This is a genomic window from Ruegeria sp. CF1, from assembly GCF_056537445.1.
This window is the reverse complement of sequence record NZ_JBQFRN010000002.1, coordinates 511,068-528,866: the sequence shown is the minus strand read 5'-3', so window position 1 is coordinate 528,866 and position 17,799 is coordinate 511,068. Positions and strand designations below refer to the sequence as shown.

Below are 17,799 nucleotides of genomic sequence, written 5' to 3'. Positions count from 1 at the left end.
TCAGGTCATCTGCGCCCGAGCATAGGAGACAGGCCATGGCGCGGTCCATCATGATTCAAGGCACCGGCAGCAATGTCGGCAAATCGGTTTTGGTGGCCGGGTTGGCCCGCGCCTATTCGCGACGCGGGTTGCGCGTGGCTCCGTTCAAGCCGCAGAACATGTCGAACAACGCCGCTGTTACGGAAAACGGCGGCGAAATCGGGCGCGCGCAAGCCCTGCAGGCGCGGGCGGCCAAACGACCGACGCATACGGATATGAACCCAATCCTGCTCAAACCCGAAACTGATACCGGCGCGCAGATCATTCTTCAGGGCCAGCGCGCAGGTACAATGAAGGCGGGCGATTATCGCAAGGACAAGTCTAAACTGCTGGGGGCGGCTCTGGAAAGCTTTGAAAGGCTTTGCAGCGACGCTGATCTGGTGTTGATCGAAGGCGCGGGTAGTCCGGCAGAAACTAATCTGCGCAAGGGTGACATCGCCAATATGGGATTTGCCTGTGCCGCACAGGTTCCGGTGGTTCTGGTGGGCGACATTCATCGGGGTGGCGTGATCGCTCAGATCGTGGGGACGCAAGCCGTCTTGGAGGCCGGGGACCTTGCGATGATCCGGGGCTTTGCGATTAACCGCTTCAAGGGCGATGTCTCCCTGTTCGATGAAGGTCGCGACGATATCGCATCCCGGACCGGCTGGCCCTGTATGGGCGTGGTGCCCTGGTTCCATGACGCATGGAAGCTGCCGGCAGAAGATATGATGGACATTCGCTCTCATACCGGGGGGGCATGCAAGATCGCTGTGCCTCAGCTTGAGCGGATGGCCAATTTCGACGATCTCGACCCGCTTTCCGCCGAACCGGGCGTTACGGTCGAGATCATCTCAGCAGGCCGCCCCCTGCCCGGAGATGCCGATCTGGTGCTGTTGCCGGGCAGTAAGTCTACAATCGGCGATCTGGCCTATTTCCGGGCGCAGGGTTGGGATATCGACCTTTATGCCCATGTCCGCCGCGGGGGTCATGTTCTGGGCCTGTGCGGGGGTTATCAGATGCTTGGTAAAACCATCTCGGACCCCGATGGCGTCGATGGACGCCCCGGTCAGGTCGAAGGGTTGGGATTGCTGGATGTCAGCACCACAATGGCCGGAGAAAAGCAGGTTATCCTGCGCTCAGCAACCGCCCTGCCAGGTCATGAACCCGTCAGCGGATATGAGATCCACATGGGCCGTACTGATGGCTCGGATTGCGCTCGGGCCTGGCTGCAGATCGAAGGTCGCCCGGAAGGTGCCGCCAGCGCCAATGGGCGCATACGCGGCAGCTATCTGCATGGGATTTTCACCTCGGACACGTTTCGCGCCAGCTATCTGGCAAAGCTGGGCGTGACATCGGAAACAGCTTATGAAGACGGCGTCGAACAAGTGCTGGACGACCTTGCCGACCATCTGGAACAGCATATGGATCTGGATCTGCTTCTCGCGATGGCGCAGACGCCACGCACCAGTTAAGCCTCAGTCAATATCCGCTGCGGCGATCGCCCGCGTGATCTCACGCCGAACCATCTTGCGCAGGTTTTTCGTGATCCGTTCGCCCAGCGCGCCCTGCAGCTCTTCCCGGACGATCTGGGCGACGAGTTCGCGCAATTCCTCTTCTCCGATTGTCGCATCGGTCGGCTTCTGTGCCATATCTTCCACCACCTCCGGGTCGCGAATAAATGTGGCTTCGGATTTTGGTTCAGCCGCCTGAGACTGAGCAAAAGCTCTGTCTGCCGGCCATTCAACAGCCTGCGTCTTGGTGCCAGAGTAGTCGTCATCGCTCTCGCCATCGGGCTCCCACTGATCCTCGGTGCGCGCGATAGCAGCTTCCAAAGCTTCAATCTTGGCGCTGAGGCTTCCCGCTAGGTCGCGCTTTGGTGCGTCTGCCTTGGCGTCGACATCACCAGCGCGCACAATATCGCTGGGTTGCAGCCGCATCGGTTCGGCAGGGTTGCTTGGCGCATTTGCGGCCTGCTTTGGGGTACTGTCACCCGCGCTATGCTGGGGCATCAGTTTCAAGGGCGCGGCCTTCTTGGCGATCAGCGGTTCATTGCTGACGCGCAGCGCATCCGTTAAAACCAACCGGCCCGGCTTGGCAGCCGGGGCCGTCGGAACAAATATGAATTCTGATTCGTCATGCGCGTCCTCGTCGACCATTCGCTTAACCGACGAAAGAACGTCCTGAATATTGGCGCTTACAACACGATCTGACATTATTTTCTACCGCTCTAACCTAGGCCCGATTGTAGCCAATCTGAGCCAGCGCCACAACAGGTAGCGATGCCCTTTAGTCGCGGCGCAATGCCTTGAGCACTCGATCCAGATCGCGGCTTTGCTTACTGACCTGCGACGGCGCCTTTTTCACGAGGTTGTAATACAGGGTCGGATCATAGATCTGCACTGCAAGACCCAAACGCTCTGCCGTCAACAGCCCCTGGGCTTGCAGCAGTTCATATGCAGCCCGCGACCGCTCGGTCCGGGATGCTACCTCGGCCAATTGCGCGTCCAGCAAATCCTGCTGGGCATTCAGGACGTCCAAGGTCGTCCGTGCACCCAACGTTGCTTCTTCACGAATACCGTCAAACGCCACCTGCGAAGCACGAACCCGTTCTGTTGACGCCCGCAGGCTTGCAGTTGCCGCCTGAAACGCAGCATAGCGATCGGCAACACCTTGTGTGATGTCTTTCTGAACGTTCAGAAGGTTGGCACGCGACGCATCACGAGTTGCCATCGCACGACGCACCGCTGCCGCCAGACCGCCACCGGAATAGATCGGCTGATTGAAGTTCAGTGAGATCGTCGCATCGTTGATGTAATCGTCATTGTCGTAGCTCTCGGTAATGCCCGCATCCGCATTCAGGCTGACATTCGGACCCAGATTTGCACGCTGCTGCTGCACGATCAGGTCCAGCGCACGCACCTGATGCTGTGCGGAAAGAATCGCAGGGTGGTTCCGCTGAGCCAAATTCACCGCATCCGCCTCTGAACGCGGCAGGTTGGGCAGCCTTGGCTGACCAGCCGTCCGCCCAGGTGTCTTGCCAACGGCGTTTACGTATTCAGCCTGAGCAATGCTCAGGTTACCACGTGCGACCGCCAAATCAGCCTGAGAGCTGGCCAATTGTGCCTCGGACAGGGCAACGTCGGTACGTGTAACCTCACCTACTTCAAAGCGATCCTGCGATGCGCGCAGTTCTTCCGCCGACACTTCCACGTTGTTCTGGCGGATCGCAACCGTCTCTTCCTGCAGCAGAACACCCAGATAGGCGTTCGCGGCTCTGATCAGGATTTGTTGTTCAATATCAATAAGAGACTGACGGGTGGATAGCACAGTTTCCTGCGCCGATTGCTTGCCAAGGATGGAAGCGCCACCGTCATAGATCAACTGGCTCAGCGTGAGACCGGAAAAAAAGCTCGAGGGTTCGCGCGTCGTGATCAAGCTGCTCGTATTGGTGCGCGTGTAATCCCGGCTCACCCGCACGGTCCAGTTGATGATCGGACGCAGCGCTGAGAGCGCAATGGCGACATCTTCATCCGCTGCGCGTAACAAGGCACGGTTCTGCTCAAGCAGGCCGCTGGTGTTATACGCGCCGATGAATGCATCGGTCAGATTATCTGCCCAAACCGACCTTCCGGGCATCACACTTAATGCAACACCAGCAGCCAAAGTCAGGCCTTTGACCAGCTTTCCTGTCGTCGTCCCGCGCATAACTAAGTCCTCTCAAATCGAAATTACGCAACCACCAGCGCAGTTTGCGCCGGTGTTTTCAAGTAATCAAGGCATCAAAATACTTCTATTGCCAACTATAGCGAAAATGCACACTCAGCGCAAAATGCGGGCAAAATCGGTGCGCTAGCATTGAATGCAAATCGCCACGAGACACGGCCTGAGGACTTGAGACCCATACGAACCGTGCCAAGATCACCCTCCATGAACAGGCAAATGATCCGGCCCCCATCCTTGAGTTGATCCAGCAAAGTGTCTGAAAGCTGCTCGACCCCACCCTGAATCATGACCACATCGTAGGGTCCATGCTCAACCGCGCCTTGTTCAAGCGGTCCTTCATGAACAATAGCGTTGTCTACGTCAGCTTCCATCAGAAGCGTCTGAGCTTCAGCTGCCAATGCCGGGTCGGATTCCACGGCCACAACCAACTCTGCCATTCGCGCGGCAATTGCGGTTGAGTAACCCAGCCCCGGAGCGATATCCAGCACCACTTCATCATTGGAAATGTTGACTGCGTCCAACATCTTAGCCAGCGTCCTGGGCTCAAGCAGACAACGTCCATCACCCAACTCGACCAGATCACCAACATAGGCTGCCTCACGTTGCGCATCCGGCACGAAATTTTCGCGCGCAACGCTCAGCATCGCATCAATGATAGGGAACTTGGTCACATCCGAGGGCCTGACCTGAGTATCAACCATCGTAAGGCGCCGGGCTGCGAAATCTGTCATGTGATCGCTCATTCCTTATCAGACTGTTATCTGGCTTTTGCCACATCCGCCTGCCTGCAGCAACGGGCCAGATTGCATTTCCGGGCGCGGCAAAAACGTACCATTGGGGTATTGTCAAATTTCCAAACAAGACAGAAATAATCGCCCTCAAGGCTATGGACGTTCATCCTGAAAGCTGATAGAACGCCCCTCACACCACGGCAAGTTATTGATATTGCTTAAAAAGGCGAGTTGGCGGAGTGGTGACGCAGCGGATTGCAAATCCGTGTACACCGGTTCGATTCCGGTACTCGCCTCCAATTCACTCTAGATCCTTGACTTAGGGCGATTACGTTGTCCGCCTTGTGCGCATTTTCCTGGAAAACGACAACACGCTACGCCAGTCCTACCTGCGCCAGCTGCGAAGGCACTTCACCCAAATTCCCCGGCTCCTGTCCTACGCAGTTCTGGACGGTGTCGGCCGTAAGGCGAAGGCTCTAGCCACAAACTATGTCGCTATGTTTCAGAATCTGGATAAGAGGAATCCGAAGCCATGAGGAACGACAGGCGGCATACCTCAACTTCAATCGCCTAGATAAGTCCAGCGATAGTGGGGCGGTGTAGGACCTTTGTTACGTCCGCCTTGCTGGGTCTGCTCCCAGGCATGGGCCAGAATACCGACCGACCGCGAAAGGCAAAACAAACCCCGTGCCAATGGAGGGGCAAAGCCTAGCTCTGCATAGATCACTGCCGTGACACCATCGATATTCATCGGCACCGGCTTGCCTTTCCGGCGCATCAGGTCGGTTTCCACGGCTTGCCCGACTTTCATGAACCGACCCTCGCAGGCGTCCTGTTCGACCGCATCAGCGACCAGGGCCATCAGCCGGGGTGCACGCGGGTCCGTCGGTGTATGGAACCGATGCCCGAAACCCGGGAGTATCTTCCCGCGTTCGGCGATCCAGTCGTCCAATGCCTGTTCTGGGCCTTCGGCATGGGCGTCTACAAAGTGATAAAGCTCCATCGCCTGCTCGCCGGCACCACCATGGATGTCACCCAGCATGTTAACAGCACTCGCCATCGCGTTGTTAAGAGACAGCCCGCAGGTCACCGCCATTCGTGCAGCCGCGATCGAGGGGGCTTGCGGGCCGTGATCCACGGCGGCGACCAAAGCGGCCTCGAACAATCGAGCCTGCGCAGGTGTCGGTCTGTCACCCCGCACCATCAACCAGATCATTTCAGCGAAACCCAGATTGCCGATCAGGTCTTGAATCGGCTGGCCACGCAGTTCAATGCGTCCGGGCTCCATATCGATGATAGCGGTGCGCCACCAATCAGCAACATCGCTCATATCACCCTCTCATGTCGCAACGTTTCGATCTCTGCGTCCGACAGTCCAAGCTCGGCCCAAATCGAGAGGTTGTCGGCCCCAAGATCCGGTGGTGCGGATCGTGGCATGCGGCGTGCGCCATCAATGACCACTGGGCTGCCCGCAAGGCGTAAACTCTCTCCGTGCGCCGACAGAGTTCCAATCAGCCCGCGCCCTGAGAGTTGATCGTCGGACAAAGCCTGCGGCACCGTCATAACCGGCCCGGCCGGTACACCCAACGCATTCAACTCTTGGACCCAATCACTGGCTGGACGGGTGGAAAGCGTGCGTTCCAGTTCTTGGCGCAATTCATGCCGGTTGGTCTTGCGATCCTCGCGGGTTAGGTAGTCCGGATGCGTCAAAAGGTCGGCGCGGCCCAGATGTTGGGCGAGCGCATGCCATTGTTCGTCGCGATTGGCGGCGATATTTATAGGGTTGTCGGATGTGGCGAAAGTTCCGGACGGGGCCGACGTTGTGTTTTCGTTCCCATGCGGCGCAGGAGTCACGCCACCGACCAGATAGTTGGACACCACCCACCCCATGGTCGAAACCACCGCCTCGCTCATTGCGACATCAAGGAATGCCCCGCGCGGGCTGGCATTCAAGGCCGCGCTTATGGCAAAGGCCGCCGTCATCCCGCCGACGGTATCTGCCAGAGGATAGCCAACCCGGTAAGGTGCGGTATCCGACGCACCTGTGATTGACATGACACCGCTGATCCCCTGCACGATCTGGTCATAGGCCGGGTCGTCCCGGCGTGGTCCATCCTGACCAAACCCGCTGATGGCACAATAAATCAGTCTGGGGTTCTCGGCGCGCAGAACCTGATACCCCAGCCCAAGCCGGTCCATCACGCCGGGCCGGAAGTTCTCGACCAGCACATCGGCAGTCTTGACCAGCCGCTTGAGCAGAGCCTTTCCCCGATCAGCCTTCATATCCAAAGTCACGGATTTCTTGTCTGCATTCTGCGCCAGAAAGCTGATGCCCATGCCGGCCTTGTTCCGATCAGGATCCGCCCCCAGCACACGGGCCAGATCTCCGCTGCCGGGGCGTTCGACCTTGATCACTTCGGCCCCCATCAGGGCCAGTTGGTAGCAACAATACGGCCCGGCCAGGACATTAGTCAGGTCAAGAACCCGGATGCCTGAAAGTGGCTCAGTCGCCATCGGCCACGCCTGCTGCTCGCGCCTTGGCGCGACGTGCGCGGTAACTGGGCAACAGCACCAGAAGGAGGGCAATCACCAACAGGCCCAGCGTCATCGGACGTTCCCAGATAAAGGCGATGCCGTCATACAGCTGCATGGAACGGGCGAAGTTATCCTCCATCATGCCACCAAGGATGAAACCGATCAGCAGTGGTGCCAGAGGGTAATCGGCAAATTTCAGTGCCGTGGCGCAGACGCCGAAGCCGACCAATATCAGCAGTTCCGTGGCATTGTTCTGCCCGATATAGGCCCCCATGAGGGTGAAGAACAAAATGAACGGAATCAGATAGTTGCGCGGTACTGCAAGCACCTTGGCGATATAGGGGATCAACGGTAGGTTCAGGATCAGCAGCACCAGATTGCCAATGAACATCGACATGATGACAGCCCAGAACACCTGAGGCTCGTCGATCATCAGGCGCGGACCCGGTGTCACATTCAGCGCGATCAGTGCGCCCAACAAGATGGCCGTAGTTCCGGAACCTGGAATGCCGAGCGTCAGCAACGGAACAAAGGAACCGGTACAGGCAGCATTGTTAGCTGTCTCGGGTGCTGCCAGACCTTTGATCGAGCCTTTGCCGAACTCCTCCTGCTCTTCTTTCGGGGCAATATTGCGTTCAACCGCATAGCCAAGGAAACTGGCAATCGTTGCCCCTGCCCCCGGAAGCACACCGATAAAGAAACCCTGCACAGATTGGCGACCAACCACCGGAGCGATGGCCCTTGCCTCGGATCCTGTGATGCGCAGGTCCTTGATTTCGCCTTCATCGCCTTGCAGGTCCTTGGGTTTGAGAACCAGAAACAGCGCTTCGGGCAGGGCAAACATCGCCATTGCAAGCGTGATGAAACCAAAGCCGGACTGCAGATCCATGATCCCCATCGTGAAACGCGGCAAGTTGAACAGCGCGCCCTCGCCGACGGTGGCCATGATCAGCCCGAGAATAGTCATGACAATTGCCTTGGCCACCTGCCCGGTTCCCGCAAAAGCGGCGATGGCGGACAGACCCACTACCATCAAGGCAAAGTACTCAGCCGAGTGGAACAGCAGTGCGACCGAGGATAATGCAGGCGCAAAGACCATCAGCAGCAGCGCGCCTATCGTACCCCCGGCGAAACTGGCGATAGCGGCAACTGTGAGCGCCTTCCCGGCTTTGCCCTGACGAGCCATCGGATAGCCGTCGAAGCTTGAGGCCACGGTTCCCGCGACCCCCGGCGCGTTCAGAAGAATGGAAGATGTCGAGCCACCAAAGATCGCGCCGTAGTAGACACCGGCAAGCAGGATCAGTGCGGCGGACGGATCGCCCATCGAAATGGCGACCGGAATCATGATGGCGATGATCGACATCGGCCCAAGACCGGGCAGCATGCCGATGAATGTACCAATCAGACAGCCCGCTATGACCATCAACAAGTTTTGGATGGAGAATGCCGTTTGTAGGCCGATCAACAATCCTTCAAGCATGTCAGCCTCCGAAAACGCCCGGCAAGGGTCGCATGTAGATGCCAAGAACCTCTTGCACGAGGTACCAGACTGAACCTGTAGCGATTATGGCAACCGGCAGCATGACGTGCCATTTGCGTTCGCCCAGAATGAAAGAACCGAGGATCAGGAACCCGGATGTCGAGATCAGAAATCCAACCGGACGTAGGCACAGCGCATAGGCAACCATCAAAGCCAGCAACAGCAGCGCCTGGCCCAAGTGATATTCGCCCAGCCTCCGATAATCGATATCAGCCTCTTTGGGCTCAGCCTTTTCAAATCCCAGCAGAATAATCGTTGTGGCAATTATCCCCAAAATCGACAGCACCTTGGGAAAGGTGCTCGGCCAAATGGGGTTGCGCTGCATGAAGGGGGGCAGACTGCCATCCATCGTGAACCAGGCGGTGTAGCCATATGTCAGGCATATGCCCAGCAAAACGAGCGCGATCCAGCGATCCAGCGCCATGTTTCCCCCTCCTTTGATTTATTGTTGGTTGAGGCAGAGCGGTTGCCCGCTCTGCCCGAGGTATCCTTACAGGAAACCCAACTTTTTCATCAGATCGCCGATCTGCTTTTCCTGCTGTTCCAGGAACGATTGGAAATCAGCACCCGAGTTGTGGATGTTCACCCAACCGTTACGGGCGCGGACCTCTTCCCATTCAGGTGTGTCATACATCTTGGCGATGGCTTCTTGATAAGCGACCAGCTTGTCCTCGGGCAGACCAGGAGCAGCAAAGAACCCACGCCAGTTCACGAAAGTTGTGTCGATGCCCTGCTCTTTCATGGTCTGCGCATCAGGGGCTGCATCCACGCGCTCTTCCGCGGTGACGCCAATGATCTTCACCTCACCCGCATTCGCCAGATCGACAGCCTCCGAGAAACCGGTCGATAGCGCGGCGATCTCACCGGACAGAAGCGCGGCCATCGCTTTGCCACCTGCATCATAGGGGATGTACTTCACGCCCAAAGCGTCCTTGCCTGCCGCTTCCATAACCATCGCCGCGACCAGATGGTCCATCCCACCCGGCACAGAACCACCGCCGATGGCCGTTGTACTTGGATCGGCGTCATACGCGGCTAGCAGGTCCGCCATTGAATTGATGGGGCTGTCTTTGCCCACAACAATCGCGGCGTAATCACCGATCGTGCCCGAGACCAGTGTCAGGTCGCGGAAATTGTGCGGGAACACTCCGGTCAGAGAGCGGATCACGATCGGGGTCGAGTTGACCATGAGCGTGCCGTGGTTGCTGTCGGCGTTTTCGATCAGATATCCGATGGCTTTACCACCGCCGCCGCCCGACATGTTTTCGTAGGATGCAGTTCCCACGAGACCCGCATTCGTCAGCGCCTCACCGGTGCCACGGGCCGTGCCGTCCCAGCCGCCCCCTGCGCCACCGGGGATCAGAAAGTGGATGCTATCTACGACCTCTTCAGCGAAAGTCGGTCCAGCCAGACCAATAGCGGTCACAGCCGCGATCAGGGCGCGACGGCCCAGTTTGATTGTCGTCATGAATTCCTCCCGTTTGACAACCGGCCGCAGTGCGGCTCAGATTATTCGAAACCTAAACACATCAACCTGACATCAACCTGTCATGGGTGAAATTACTATTGGATCCCGATGAAATTCCTCTTGGTCGAAGACAATCTGGACCTCGCCAATGCCATAAGTTCGCGCATGCGACTGGACGGGCATGTGGTTGATCACGCAGAGAAAATAGAAGATGCTGTGGCCTTTGTTGAAATCGATGAGTATGACCTGATCCTGCTGGACATCATGCTTCCCGACGGGGACGGGCGCGATTTCCTCAAACGGCATCGCGCCAGCCATCTGGACACACCTGTCATCGTTCTGACCGCCCGCAGTCAAGTGTCGGATCGAATCGGCTCACTCGATCTTGGGGCGGACGATTATGTCACCAAGCCCTTCGACCATGCCGAACTTGAGGCGCGCTGCCGCGCAGTGCTGAGACGCAAATCCGGCAAGACCAAAACGACGATTGAAATTGGCGGCGTCGTCTTTGATCCGGTTGCGGGTCATTTGACGGTGGGCGACGACATCGTCTCGCTTCGCAACCGCGAACTGCGCTTGTTGGAACTGCTGATCAACGCCCCCGGTCAGGTGTTTTCTAAGCAGAAGCTGGCGGACCGGTTGTTCTCCTACGACGACAATGTTTCGGACAATGCCATCGAGGTCTATGTCGGCCGACTGCGCAAGCATCTGGAAAAATCGGAGCTCAGGATCACAACGTTGCGCGGTTTGGGCTACAGGCTGGATCATGGCAACTAATCCAAACGTTTCCGGATCACTGCGAAACCGTCTTGCGCTAACGCTAATCGGCGGTGCCGCGATTCTGGCCCTTGTGCTGTTCTTTGCTGTCCGCGACTATGCAGTTCAGGTTGCCCAGCAAGGTCAGGACAACATTCTGGGTGCCTCAGTCACCTCGATCCTCGACGCCGCGGCGTTGCGTGGAGGCGAGCTTGAAGTCGATATCCCCTATGCTGCCTTTTCCATGCTGAGCACGCCGTCGGACGACCGAGTGTTTTATGCGATTTTTCAGGATGGCGAGTTCTTGTCCGGCTACGAAGACCTGACCCCAACTCAAGGACCCGCTGATGGAAAATGGACCTTTCGCTTCGGTGAAGTGCGCGGTGAAAACGTTCGTCAGGTCAGTGCCAGCCGCACACTGGTTGGGCTGGGAAATCAGACAGAAATCGAAGTGGCCTTGGGACAGACCCAAGATGCGCTATCGGAGACGCTGGATCAAATCTCACGCAATGCTGGCCTTTTGGGATTGGGGTTCTTTGTACTTGCGGCTGTATTGTCCTTCTGGGTGAGTTCGGCCACCATTGGTCAGCTCGACAGATTAACGACATCCGTCACCCGTCGGGGACCGCAAGATCTCAGCCCATTCAAAAAACCAGTACCGCGTGAAATGGCGCCTTTGGTGTCATCGCTGAATTCGCTTATGGGACGCCTGGACCAGTCTCTCAGCCAATCCGAGGACTTTATCGCCGAGGCCGCCCATAGGGTCCGCACCCCGCTGGCAACGGTCAGGTCTTATGCCGAGGCGACGCTGCAACGGGTCGAGAGAGAAGACAACCGCGAGGCGTTAAGATCAATGATGCGCGCCATCGACGAAAGCTCTAGGGCTGCGGGGCAACTACTGGATCACGCCATGATCACATTCCGCGCCGACCATCTGGAGCGCGAGGATATCGATCTGGTGACTCTGATCCGTGAACTTGTCCAGCGCTTGACGCCCATCGCTGAAATGAAAGACCTTTCGCTTGCTTTGAGCGGCGATCCGCAGGTCATGTATTCGGGCGACCCCATCCTCATCCAAAATGCGGTGCGGAACATGGTAGACAATGCGCTTAAATATGCGCCAGCGGACAGTACCGTAGTCATCGATGTCGCAGGGTCACCCACAGCCCGGATCACGGTCAGTGACCAGGGGCCAGGCTTTCCGCCAGATGAAATCGAAACGCTCACAAGACGTTTCGAACGTGGTCAGAACGCGGCGGGAACCATCGGATCGGGCCTCGGGCTAACCATTGCCCAGGACGTCGCGGTCGCCCATGGCGGCACGCTGGTACTGTCAAACAAAGCGGAGGGCGGCGCATGCGTTATCTTGTCACTCTGATCCTGTGCCTATTCGCCAGCGGCGCAGGGGCTCAGGATTGGGAAGACCGACAAATATTCAACGAAAGTGCCGACGGCCCCCGACTGCGGGTCATTTCCAGCACCGATACCGCCCTGTTTGCGCCGCTGATCGAGGATTTCGTCGCCCAGAATCCAGCGATATCGGTCGAATATCTGGTGACCGGCACGGCCGATATCGACCGACGCGTCCGAGCCACGCCAGAAGCGTTCGACGTTGTCGTTTCCAGCGCGATGGACCTGCAACTGAAGCTCGCGAATGACGGATATGCGCTGGCGCTTAACGATCTTCCGCACCCCCCTTGGGCGCAATGGCATCAAAGCCTGTTCGCCTTCACTTCGGAACCCGCAACCATCGTTGTCAACCGCACCGCGTTCGAAGGACAACCAATGCCGCAAACGCGGCAGGAACTGATCGAAGCGCTGCGTGCCCGCCCGGATGATTTTCGGGGCAAAGTCGGCACTTATGACGTGCGCCAGTCGGGATTGGGCTATTTGTTCGCCACGCAGGACGCCCGCGCCTCGGAAACCTATTGGCGCTTGATGGAGGTTTTGGGCGGCCTGGATGTGCGGCTGTATTGTTGTTCGGGCGACATGATTAACGACCTGGCGGATGGTACAATCGCGGTGGCCTACAACGTGCTTGGCAGTTATGCGGCGGTACGAACAGAAGGAAAGGATGCCCTTCAGATCATTCTGCCTTCCGATTTTCAGACGACGATGATGCGAACCGCCATGGTAACTGGCAAAAGCCGCTTGCCGGAGGAAGCGGAAACCTTTGTCCGGCACCTGACCACGCTGAATCCGGAATCACTGGCAGCACTGCCACTTCTGGACACGCAGGACTCCACGACCGAAAGCGCAGCGATAGCGCTGGACCCTGCGTTGTTGACGTTCCTCGATACGCTGAAGCGCAGGAAGTTCCTGTCTGCCTGGGAAAGTGCCGCTATTCAAAGATGATCGGACTTAGACAACAACCCTATCCGTCATCGCTGAACTTGTTGCTTAACACTGTTGACGCTGGAAGACACTAGCCAGCCTGGGTTACGTCGCACGAATCTATAATCAGAAAAATGATCTCGGCTCAAAGTTTCTCGACGGCCACCTGCGCCCCCATGATGGCCTTGAGCCGCAGCCCCGCAGAATTTGCCCCGAGGAATTCGTGGAATGCACGCATCACGTCATCTTTCCACCAACCGCGCCTGTGATAATCGTCAAGCATGATTACGCCGCCTTCGATCATCTTGGGCAGCAAAGCACTCAGATCCGTCTTTACTCCCTCGTAGGAATGGTCGCCGTCCAAATAGGCAAACCCGATGCTTTGATCTTCAAACAAACGCAGCGCCGGTTGCGAATAGTCGCGAATGATCGAAACTTGCCCCTTGGCGATCTCGGTACTGTATTTACCCGTTACTGCATCGTAGATCCGATCCATATCCTTTTGCGTGCGCGCTCCGGCAAGCGAAGCACCGCCATCCGGATCTTGCTGTACTTGCCAGGGATCGATGAGGCACAATTTCGAGGGCTGCAGCTCTTCCAGCAGAATCCGCGAAAACTCGCCCTTCCAAACGCCAATTTCAACGCTCAGCCGTCCATGCGGCATGGCCTTGAGCATTTCGCGCCGCAGGGAATCCTTCCGCTCGCGCTGCTCAGCTTGCTTCTTGCGGCGATCCTCAGCAGATACAGCTTCACCCATAGACGTCTTCTCCGGTAGAGGAATTTTGCAACGCTTCAACCAGATCAACCCAGTCCGGTCTGGCTCTCAATTCTTCGGCTTTCGATCTGTGCCACTCACATGCTTGGTGATGGAGGTCTGCCAATTGCGGATCTGCCATCATCTCAGATTTGATGTCGTGCATAGCCGGCATGTGTTCCAGAATTGAGCGATCCTCAACATCATTGTGGTTCATCATGAGCCAGTACTTGAGCCCTTGATCCTGCCCCACATGATTGGTGCGCCCACGGTCGCGCTTGACCAAAAAGCTATCAGTGCTGCGCACAGCATAATGATGAATGCGCGCGAATTCATGGCTGAAACCACGCCATGCTTTCCATTTCACTTGGTCTGCTGGGTACAGGTTCCCGCCCGAATCCCGCCACAACACGCCTTCGTATGGCGCGTCAGGGTTCGGTGCATCTTCTGGATTAATCCTGGGACGATGGGCGCGAAAACGGCTGAATTTTCCGTTGTTGCGGAACAGCGTTTTGAACCCTTTGGTCCGGTGATGCGGATAGCCGTCTTCGGTGGCGGCCAGAAAGAAAGTCTCAGGTACAGGTCGATCAACGAAATCGTTCTGACCCGCGTTTCCGAACATGCGCCAGCAGATCGAGATCGCGTCCGCCACGCCGCTGGCCTCAACGAGGCTTCTTATATCACTATTGGGCAAACGGATATTGATATACTCGTCCACATCCAAACTGAGAATCCAATCCGATGACAGATAGCTTGGGTGATTCCGCGCAAGCGAAAATGCACGAACCTGCGGCGCAGCGCGCGGACCCAGCCTGTTTCGTTGGTGGTGAGCCCAGCCAAGCGCTTGCAACCGTTCGCCCATGGCATCGGTACCATCAGCGCAATCATTGGTATAAATCAGAATGTCATCAAAGCCGATTGCGTGGTTGTAGGCCACCCAATCGATCATGAAAGGCCCTTCGTTTTTCATCGTTGTTACGATGAGAAAGGTCTCATTCGTCATAAGTTGTTCTCTTGCCTGTGCCGGTGTCGGACTCTTGTTGACCTGTTTAGAATAGCCCCAGAATTTTGTCCAACCAGGCCGCCAGACAGCCGCAACGCTTGCCGATTATTTGATCTACCGATTCTGTGGGATCACCTCATAACCCGGTTCTTCTGGCTCGTCGTCCAGCATCTCGGTTGGGAACCCTGGCGCCTGGATCTCCAGTCCGGTCGCGTCCTCTAGCCGCCTGATGATGTTCGGGGACAGTTCACGCTCACCATATCGCGCGATGCCATCTTCGAAAATCTTGATCATCAATGGGTTTATCTCAAGGGGAACTCCGGCACGGTCGGCGACCTCCTGAAACAGACCGATATCTTTTTTCACCAGGTCCATGGTGAAGGAAATATCGCGCGAGCCGTTCAGGATGACCTGACTTTCGGTCTCGTGCACGAAGGATGTGCCTGACGATATCTTGATCGCCTCATAGGTGGTTCCAAGGTCCATGCCGGCGGCCTTGGCTGTCACCAGTGCCTCGGCGCAGGTGATCAGGTTGGCGGTCGCCAGATAATTGGTCAACACCTTCAAAACAGAGGCCGAGCCCAGATCGCCCGTGTGCAAAATGCGCCGCCCCATGGTGGTCAGGAATGGCAGGATACGTTCAAAAGTCTCACGATCACAGCCTGCGAAGATCGAGATATTACCCGTCGCTGCCCGGTGACATCCGCCCGAAACCGGGCAATCCACCGCTGCGCCGCCTCGTTCGATGACCATTGCGCCAAGGCGTTTGACTTCGGCTTCGTCGGTGGTCGACATTTCCATCCAGATTTTGCCAGGGCCGACCTCTGGCAACATTTCCTGCATCACCGCGTCCGAGGCCGCAGGAGAAGGCAAACAGGTTATAACAGCATCGCAATCGCGCATCAGCTGCGCCGGACATTTGGCGGCTTTGGCACCCTTGGCGACGAATTCGGTCACCAGATCCGGGTTCAGGTCATGAACCGTCAGATCGATACCGTTTCGTAGCAGCGATCCAGATAGCTTGCCCCCTACATTCCCCAGCCCGACAAACCCTACTTTCATGCGCGGTATCCTCCTGTTCGCATCTTGCTGCCATGCCAGCACGTCGTTGCAGAAGTATCATGCCGCCCAGCGACCCCGACAGGTCGCTTTTTATCCGCTTTTTCACGGATCGGCGCGACTCGCTTGACAAGCAACCCTGCCCTGCCGCATGTCCCTTTCGTTGGTGTCTGCGAGAGCAGATGAAAAGGGAATGCGTCAGCGGTTTTTGCCGTCAAACGCAGCCGCCCCCGCGACCGTGACCGGAGAGGGTGCCCAAAGCCACTGGCAGTATGGCCGGGAAGGCGGGACATCCGACAGAGGCCTCCTCTGAAATCCGCAAGCCGGGAGACCTGCCAACGCCCGAAGATGAAACCGGACGGGGTGTTCCGGTGTGGGGCTGTGATCGGCCCGCATGAAACCCCGTCCCCCACGAAGAGGATTTGGGGGGATGAGAGACATGACCGAGACCGCACCGGTCGAACTGCTGGTTTGCACTACCTGCCGTCGCGGGCTGCCTGTCGAGGATGACGCCCAGCGCCCCGGCACGTTGCTGCACAAGGCGCTTGAACAGGCGGGCCTGCCCGAAGGCATTACCTTGAAAGCTGTGGAATGCCTGTCGAATTGCGATGAAGGCTGCTCGATCGTGCTACGCGGAGGACCGGATCGCTGGACTTTCGTGTATGAGCATCTGAACGAGATCGACCATGTTGAAACCATCGTCGAAGGCGCAGCCAAATACCTCGCCACCGAGGACGGTTTGGTCAAATGGCGCGAACGTCCCGAACATTTCCGCAAAAACTGTGCGGCCCGCATTCCCCCGATTGGAGCCCTGAAATGAGCAATCTCGAGAAACTCCCCGTCACTGTGATCACCGGCTTTTTGGGCTCGGGCAAAACCACACTGGTGCGCCATCTGATGCAGAACCCGCAGGGCAAGCGTCTGGCGGTGGTCGTCAACGAATTCGGCGATGTCGGCGTCGATGGCGATATCCTGAAGTCCTGCGCCATTCCTGATTGCCCGGCGGAAAACATCATGGAACTGGCCAATGGTTGCATCTGCTGCACCGTGGCCGATGATTTCATCCCGACCATTGAAGCCCTGATGGCACTAGAGCCGCGCCCCGATCACATCCTGATCGAAACCTCCGGTCTTGCCCTGCCAAAACCGCTGCTGAAGGCGTTCGACTGGCCCGATATCCGCTCGAAAATCACCGTCGATGGCGTGATTGCTCTGGCCGATGCCGAGGCCGTGGCCGCTGGTCGGTTCGCTCCGAATGTCGAGGCGGTGGATGCGCAACGCATGGCAGATGACTCGATTGATCATGAAACTCCCTTGTCCGAGGTGTTCGAGGATCAGATTTCCTGCGCCGACATCATTCTGCTGACCAAGCCCGATCTGGCTGGCCCGGAAGGCGTTGCGAAAGCGAAAGAGATCATCGCCGCCGAAGCGCCCCGCCCCATGCCCGTGGTCGAAGTGGCCGAGGGTGCCGTGGACGTCCGCGTCGTGCTGGGTCTAGAAGCCGCGGCCGAGGATGACATGGACGCGCGTCCCAGCCATCACGACGGCCATCACGATCACGAGCATGACGATTTCGAAAGCATCATCGTTGAACTGCCCGAGCAAACCGATCCGATTGATCTGGTCGCCAAGATTGAACGATTGGCCAACGAGTTGAATATCCTGCGCGTCAAAGGCTATGCCGCCGTTCAAGGCAAGCCCATGCGCCTACTGGTTCAGGCCGTCGGTGCGCGCGTGCGTCACCAATATGACCGCCCGTGGGAGCCCGGCGAAGACCGTCGCTCGCGCCTTGTGGTCATTGCCGAGCATGACGATATCAAAGAGGCCGAGATCCGCGATATCCTCGTGGGTGTAACCGAGGCTGCCGAGTAAGAC

17 protein-coding genes, 1 tRNA gene and 1 riboswitch are annotated in these 17,799 nt (G+C 57.5%); of the genes, 7 read left to right on the top strand and 11 right to left on the bottom strand.

Features of this window, described 5'->3' with window-relative positions; genetic code table 11:
- The first annotated feature begins 35 nt into the window (after positions 1–35).
- Entirely contained in the window at positions 36–1,493 is a 1,458-nt protein-coding gene (locus tag ACRZ96_RS07705; RefSeq protein WP_480814368.1) for a cobyric acid synthase, read from the top strand.
- Positions 1,494–1,496: 3 nt separating this feature from the next.
- Here the strand turns inward: ACRZ96_RS07705 and ACRZ96_RS07700 are convergent, their stop codons facing one another.
- The 3 genes from ACRZ96_RS07700 to ACRZ96_RS07690 form a co-directional block, all read right to left on the bottom strand.
- Positions 1,497–2,234 (bottom strand): hypothetical protein, encoded by a 738-nt coding sequence (locus ACRZ96_RS07700; RefSeq protein ID WP_480814367.1) that lies wholly within the window; start codon positions 2,232–2,234, stop codon positions 1,497–1,499.
- A 73-nt stretch (positions 2,235–2,307) separates the two neighbouring features.
- Positions 2,308–3,726 carry a TolC family outer membrane protein gene (locus tag ACRZ96_RS07695; protein WP_170391809.1) on the bottom strand — a complete coding sequence of 473 codons (1,419 nt, stop codon included), beginning with the start codon at positions 3,724–3,726 and terminating at the stop codon, positions 2,308–2,310.
- 95 nt (positions 3,727–3,821) lie between these two features.
- Entirely contained in the window at positions 3,822–4,475 is a 654-nt protein-coding gene (locus ACRZ96_RS07690; RefSeq protein ID WP_480814366.1) for a protein-L-isoaspartate O-methyltransferase family protein, read from the bottom strand.
- 225 nt (positions 4,476–4,700) lie between these two features.
- On the opposite strand from ACRZ96_RS07690, the gene ACRZ96_RS07685 reads away from it, so the two are divergent.
- A tRNA-Cys gene (locus tag ACRZ96_RS07685) sits at positions 4,701–4,774 on the top strand.
- Between the two features lie 263 nt (positions 4,775–5,037).
- Here ACRZ96_RS07685 and ACRZ96_RS07680 read toward each other — a convergent pair.
- The 5 genes from ACRZ96_RS07680 to ACRZ96_RS07660 form a co-directional block, all read right to left on the bottom strand.
- The gene (locus ACRZ96_RS07680; RefSeq protein ID WP_170420960.1) at positions 5,038–5,805 is read right to left on the bottom strand and encodes a citryl-CoA lyase; all 768 of its coding nucleotides are present in this window, start codon (positions 5,803–5,805) and stop codon (positions 5,038–5,040) included.
- The gene (locus ACRZ96_RS07675) at positions 5,802–6,989 is read right to left on the bottom strand and encodes a CaiB/BaiF CoA transferase family protein (protein WP_480814365.1); all 1,188 of its coding nucleotides are present in this window, start codon (positions 6,987–6,989) and stop codon (positions 5,802–5,804) included. The genes ACRZ96_RS07680 and ACRZ96_RS07675 overlap by 4 nt, the downstream gene beginning before the upstream one ends.
- Entirely contained in the window at positions 6,979–8,490 is a 1,512-nt protein-coding gene (locus ACRZ96_RS07670; protein WP_480771978.1) for a tripartite tricarboxylate transporter permease, read from the bottom strand. The genes ACRZ96_RS07675 and ACRZ96_RS07670 overlap by 11 nt, the downstream gene beginning before the upstream one ends.
- 1 nt (position 8,491) lies before the next feature.
- Positions 8,492–8,974, bottom strand: coding sequence for a tripartite tricarboxylate transporter TctB family protein (locus ACRZ96_RS07665; RefSeq protein WP_170391822.1), 483 nt, complete (start codon positions 8,972–8,974; stop codon positions 8,492–8,494).
- A 66-nt stretch (positions 8,975–9,040) separates the two neighbouring features.
- Positions 9,041–10,018 carry a tripartite tricarboxylate transporter substrate-binding protein gene (locus ACRZ96_RS07660; RefSeq protein WP_170391824.1) on the bottom strand — a complete coding sequence of 326 codons (978 nt, stop codon included), beginning with the start codon at positions 10,016–10,018 and terminating at the stop codon, positions 9,041–9,043.
- A 108-nt stretch (positions 10,019–10,126) separates the two neighbouring features.
- On the opposite strand from ACRZ96_RS07660, the gene ACRZ96_RS07655 reads away from it, so the two are divergent.
- Genes ACRZ96_RS07655 through ACRZ96_RS07645 form a run of 3 tightly spaced genes read left to right on the top strand, consistent with a single transcriptional unit; the run spans position 10,127 to position 13,129 of the window.
- Positions 10,127–10,795: a response regulator transcription factor gene (locus ACRZ96_RS07655; RefSeq protein ID WP_170391826.1), complete on the top strand. Its 669-nt coding sequence runs from the start codon at positions 10,127–10,129 to the stop codon at positions 10,793–10,795.
- Positions 10,785–12,152, top strand: coding sequence for a sensor histidine kinase (locus tag ACRZ96_RS07650; protein WP_170420953.1), 1,368 nt, complete (start codon positions 10,785–10,787; stop codon positions 12,150–12,152). Before ACRZ96_RS07655 ends, ACRZ96_RS07650 begins: the two co-directional genes overlap by 11 nt.
- Positions 12,131–13,129 carry an ABC transporter substrate-binding protein gene (locus tag ACRZ96_RS07645; protein WP_170391831.1) on the top strand — a complete coding sequence of 333 codons (999 nt, stop codon included), beginning with the start codon at positions 12,131–12,133 and terminating at the stop codon, positions 13,127–13,129. The genes ACRZ96_RS07650 and ACRZ96_RS07645 overlap by 22 nt, the downstream gene beginning before the upstream one ends.
- A 124-nt stretch (positions 13,130–13,253) precedes the next feature.
- On the opposite strand, the gene ACRZ96_RS07640 is transcribed toward ACRZ96_RS07645, so the two are convergent.
- The 3 genes from ACRZ96_RS07640 to ACRZ96_RS07630 all read right to left on the bottom strand — a co-directional run bounded on the left by ACRZ96_RS07640 (position 13,254) and on the right by ACRZ96_RS07630 (position 15,927).
- Positions 13,254–13,865: a class I SAM-dependent methyltransferase gene (locus ACRZ96_RS07640; protein WP_480706622.1), complete on the bottom strand. Its 612-nt coding sequence runs from the start codon at positions 13,863–13,865 to the stop codon at positions 13,254–13,256.
- Positions 13,858–14,865: a glycosyltransferase family 2 protein gene (locus tag ACRZ96_RS07635; RefSeq protein ID WP_480771977.1), complete on the bottom strand. Its 1,008-nt coding sequence runs from the start codon at positions 14,863–14,865 to the stop codon at positions 13,858–13,860. The genes ACRZ96_RS07640 and ACRZ96_RS07635 overlap by 8 nt, the downstream gene beginning before the upstream one ends.
- A gap of 114 nt (positions 14,866–14,979) precedes the next feature.
- A complete protein-coding gene (locus ACRZ96_RS07630; RefSeq protein WP_480814364.1) occupies positions 14,980–15,927 on the bottom strand; it encodes an NAD(P)-dependent oxidoreductase in 948 nt (315 codons plus the stop codon).
- A 144-nt stretch (positions 15,928–16,071) separates the two neighbouring features.
- A riboswitch (cobalamin riboswitch) is annotated at positions 16,072–16,278 on the top strand.
- 85 nt (positions 16,279–16,363) lie between these two features.
- Between ACRZ96_RS07630 and ACRZ96_RS07625 the strand changes: the two genes are divergently transcribed.
- Entirely contained in the window at positions 16,364–16,744 is a 381-nt protein-coding gene (locus ACRZ96_RS07625) for a DUF1636 family protein (protein ID WP_170391837.1), read from the top strand.
- A complete protein-coding gene (gene cobW, locus ACRZ96_RS07620) occupies positions 16,741–17,796 on the top strand; it encodes a cobalamin biosynthesis protein CobW (RefSeq protein WP_170420949.1) in 1,056 nt (351 codons plus the stop codon). The genes ACRZ96_RS07625 and cobW overlap by 4 nt, the downstream gene beginning before the upstream one ends.
- Positions 17,797–17,799: the final 3 nt, after the last annotated feature.

Bases quoted from the DNA above. Each gene is read 5' to 3' on its own strand.
- ACRZ96_RS07650 (WP_170420953.1), top strand. From the start codon at position 10,785: ATGGCAACTAATCCAAACGTTTCCGGATCACTGCGAAACCGTCTTGCG.
- ACRZ96_RS07655 (WP_170391826.1), top strand. From the start codon at position 10,127: ATGAAATTCCTCTTGGTCGAAGACAATCTGGACCTCGCCAATGCCATA.
- ACRZ96_RS07630 (WP_480814364.1), bottom strand. From the start codon at position 15,927: ATGAAAGTAGGGTTTGTCGGGCTGGGGAATGTAGGGGGCAAGCTATCT.
- ACRZ96_RS07625 (WP_170391837.1), top strand. From the start codon at position 16,364: ATGACCGAGACCGCACCGGTCGAACTGCTGGTTTGCACTACCTGCCGT.
- ACRZ96_RS07635 (WP_480771977.1), bottom strand. From the start codon at position 14,865: ATGACGAATGAGACCTTTCTCATCGTAACAACGATGAAAAACGAAGGG.
- ACRZ96_RS07640 (WP_480706622.1), bottom strand. From the start codon at position 13,865: ATGGGTGAAGCTGTATCTGCTGAGGATCGCCGCAAGAAGCAAGCTGAG.
- ACRZ96_RS07700 (WP_480814367.1), bottom strand. From the start codon at position 2,234: ATGTCAGATCGTGTTGTAAGCGCCAATATTCAGGACGTTCTTTCGTCG.
- ACRZ96_RS07705 (WP_480814368.1), top strand. From the start codon at position 36: ATGGCGCGGTCCATCATGATTCAAGGCACCGGCAGCAATGTCGGCAAA.
- ACRZ96_RS07645 (WP_170391831.1), top strand. From the start codon at position 12,131: ATGCGTTATCTTGTCACTCTGATCCTGTGCCTATTCGCCAGCGGCGCA.
- ACRZ96_RS07665 (WP_170391822.1), bottom strand. From the start codon at position 8,974: ATGGCGCTGGATCGCTGGATCGCGCTCGTTTTGCTGGGCATATGCCTG.
- ACRZ96_RS07680 (WP_170420960.1), bottom strand. From the start codon at position 5,805: ATGAGCGATGTTGCTGATTGGTGGCGCACCGCTATCATCGATATGGAG.
- ACRZ96_RS07675 (WP_480814365.1), bottom strand. From the start codon at position 6,989: ATGGCGACTGAGCCACTTTCAGGCATCCGGGTTCTTGACCTGACTAAT.
- ACRZ96_RS07690 (WP_480814366.1), bottom strand. From the start codon at position 4,475: ATGACAGATTTCGCAGCCCGGCGCCTTACGATGGTTGATACTCAGGTC.
- ACRZ96_RS07670 (WP_480771978.1), bottom strand. From the start codon at position 8,490: ATGCTTGAAGGATTGTTGATCGGCCTACAAACGGCATTCTCCATCCAA.
- ACRZ96_RS07660 (WP_170391824.1), bottom strand. From the start codon at position 10,018: ATGACGACAATCAAACTGGGCCGTCGCGCCCTGATCGCGGCTGTGACC.
- cobW (WP_170420949.1), top strand. From the start codon at position 16,741: ATGAGCAATCTCGAGAAACTCCCCGTCACTGTGATCACCGGCTTTTTG.
- ACRZ96_RS07695 (WP_170391809.1), bottom strand. From the start codon at position 3,726: ATGCGCGGGACGACGACAGGAAAGCTGGTCAAAGGCCTGACTTTGGCT.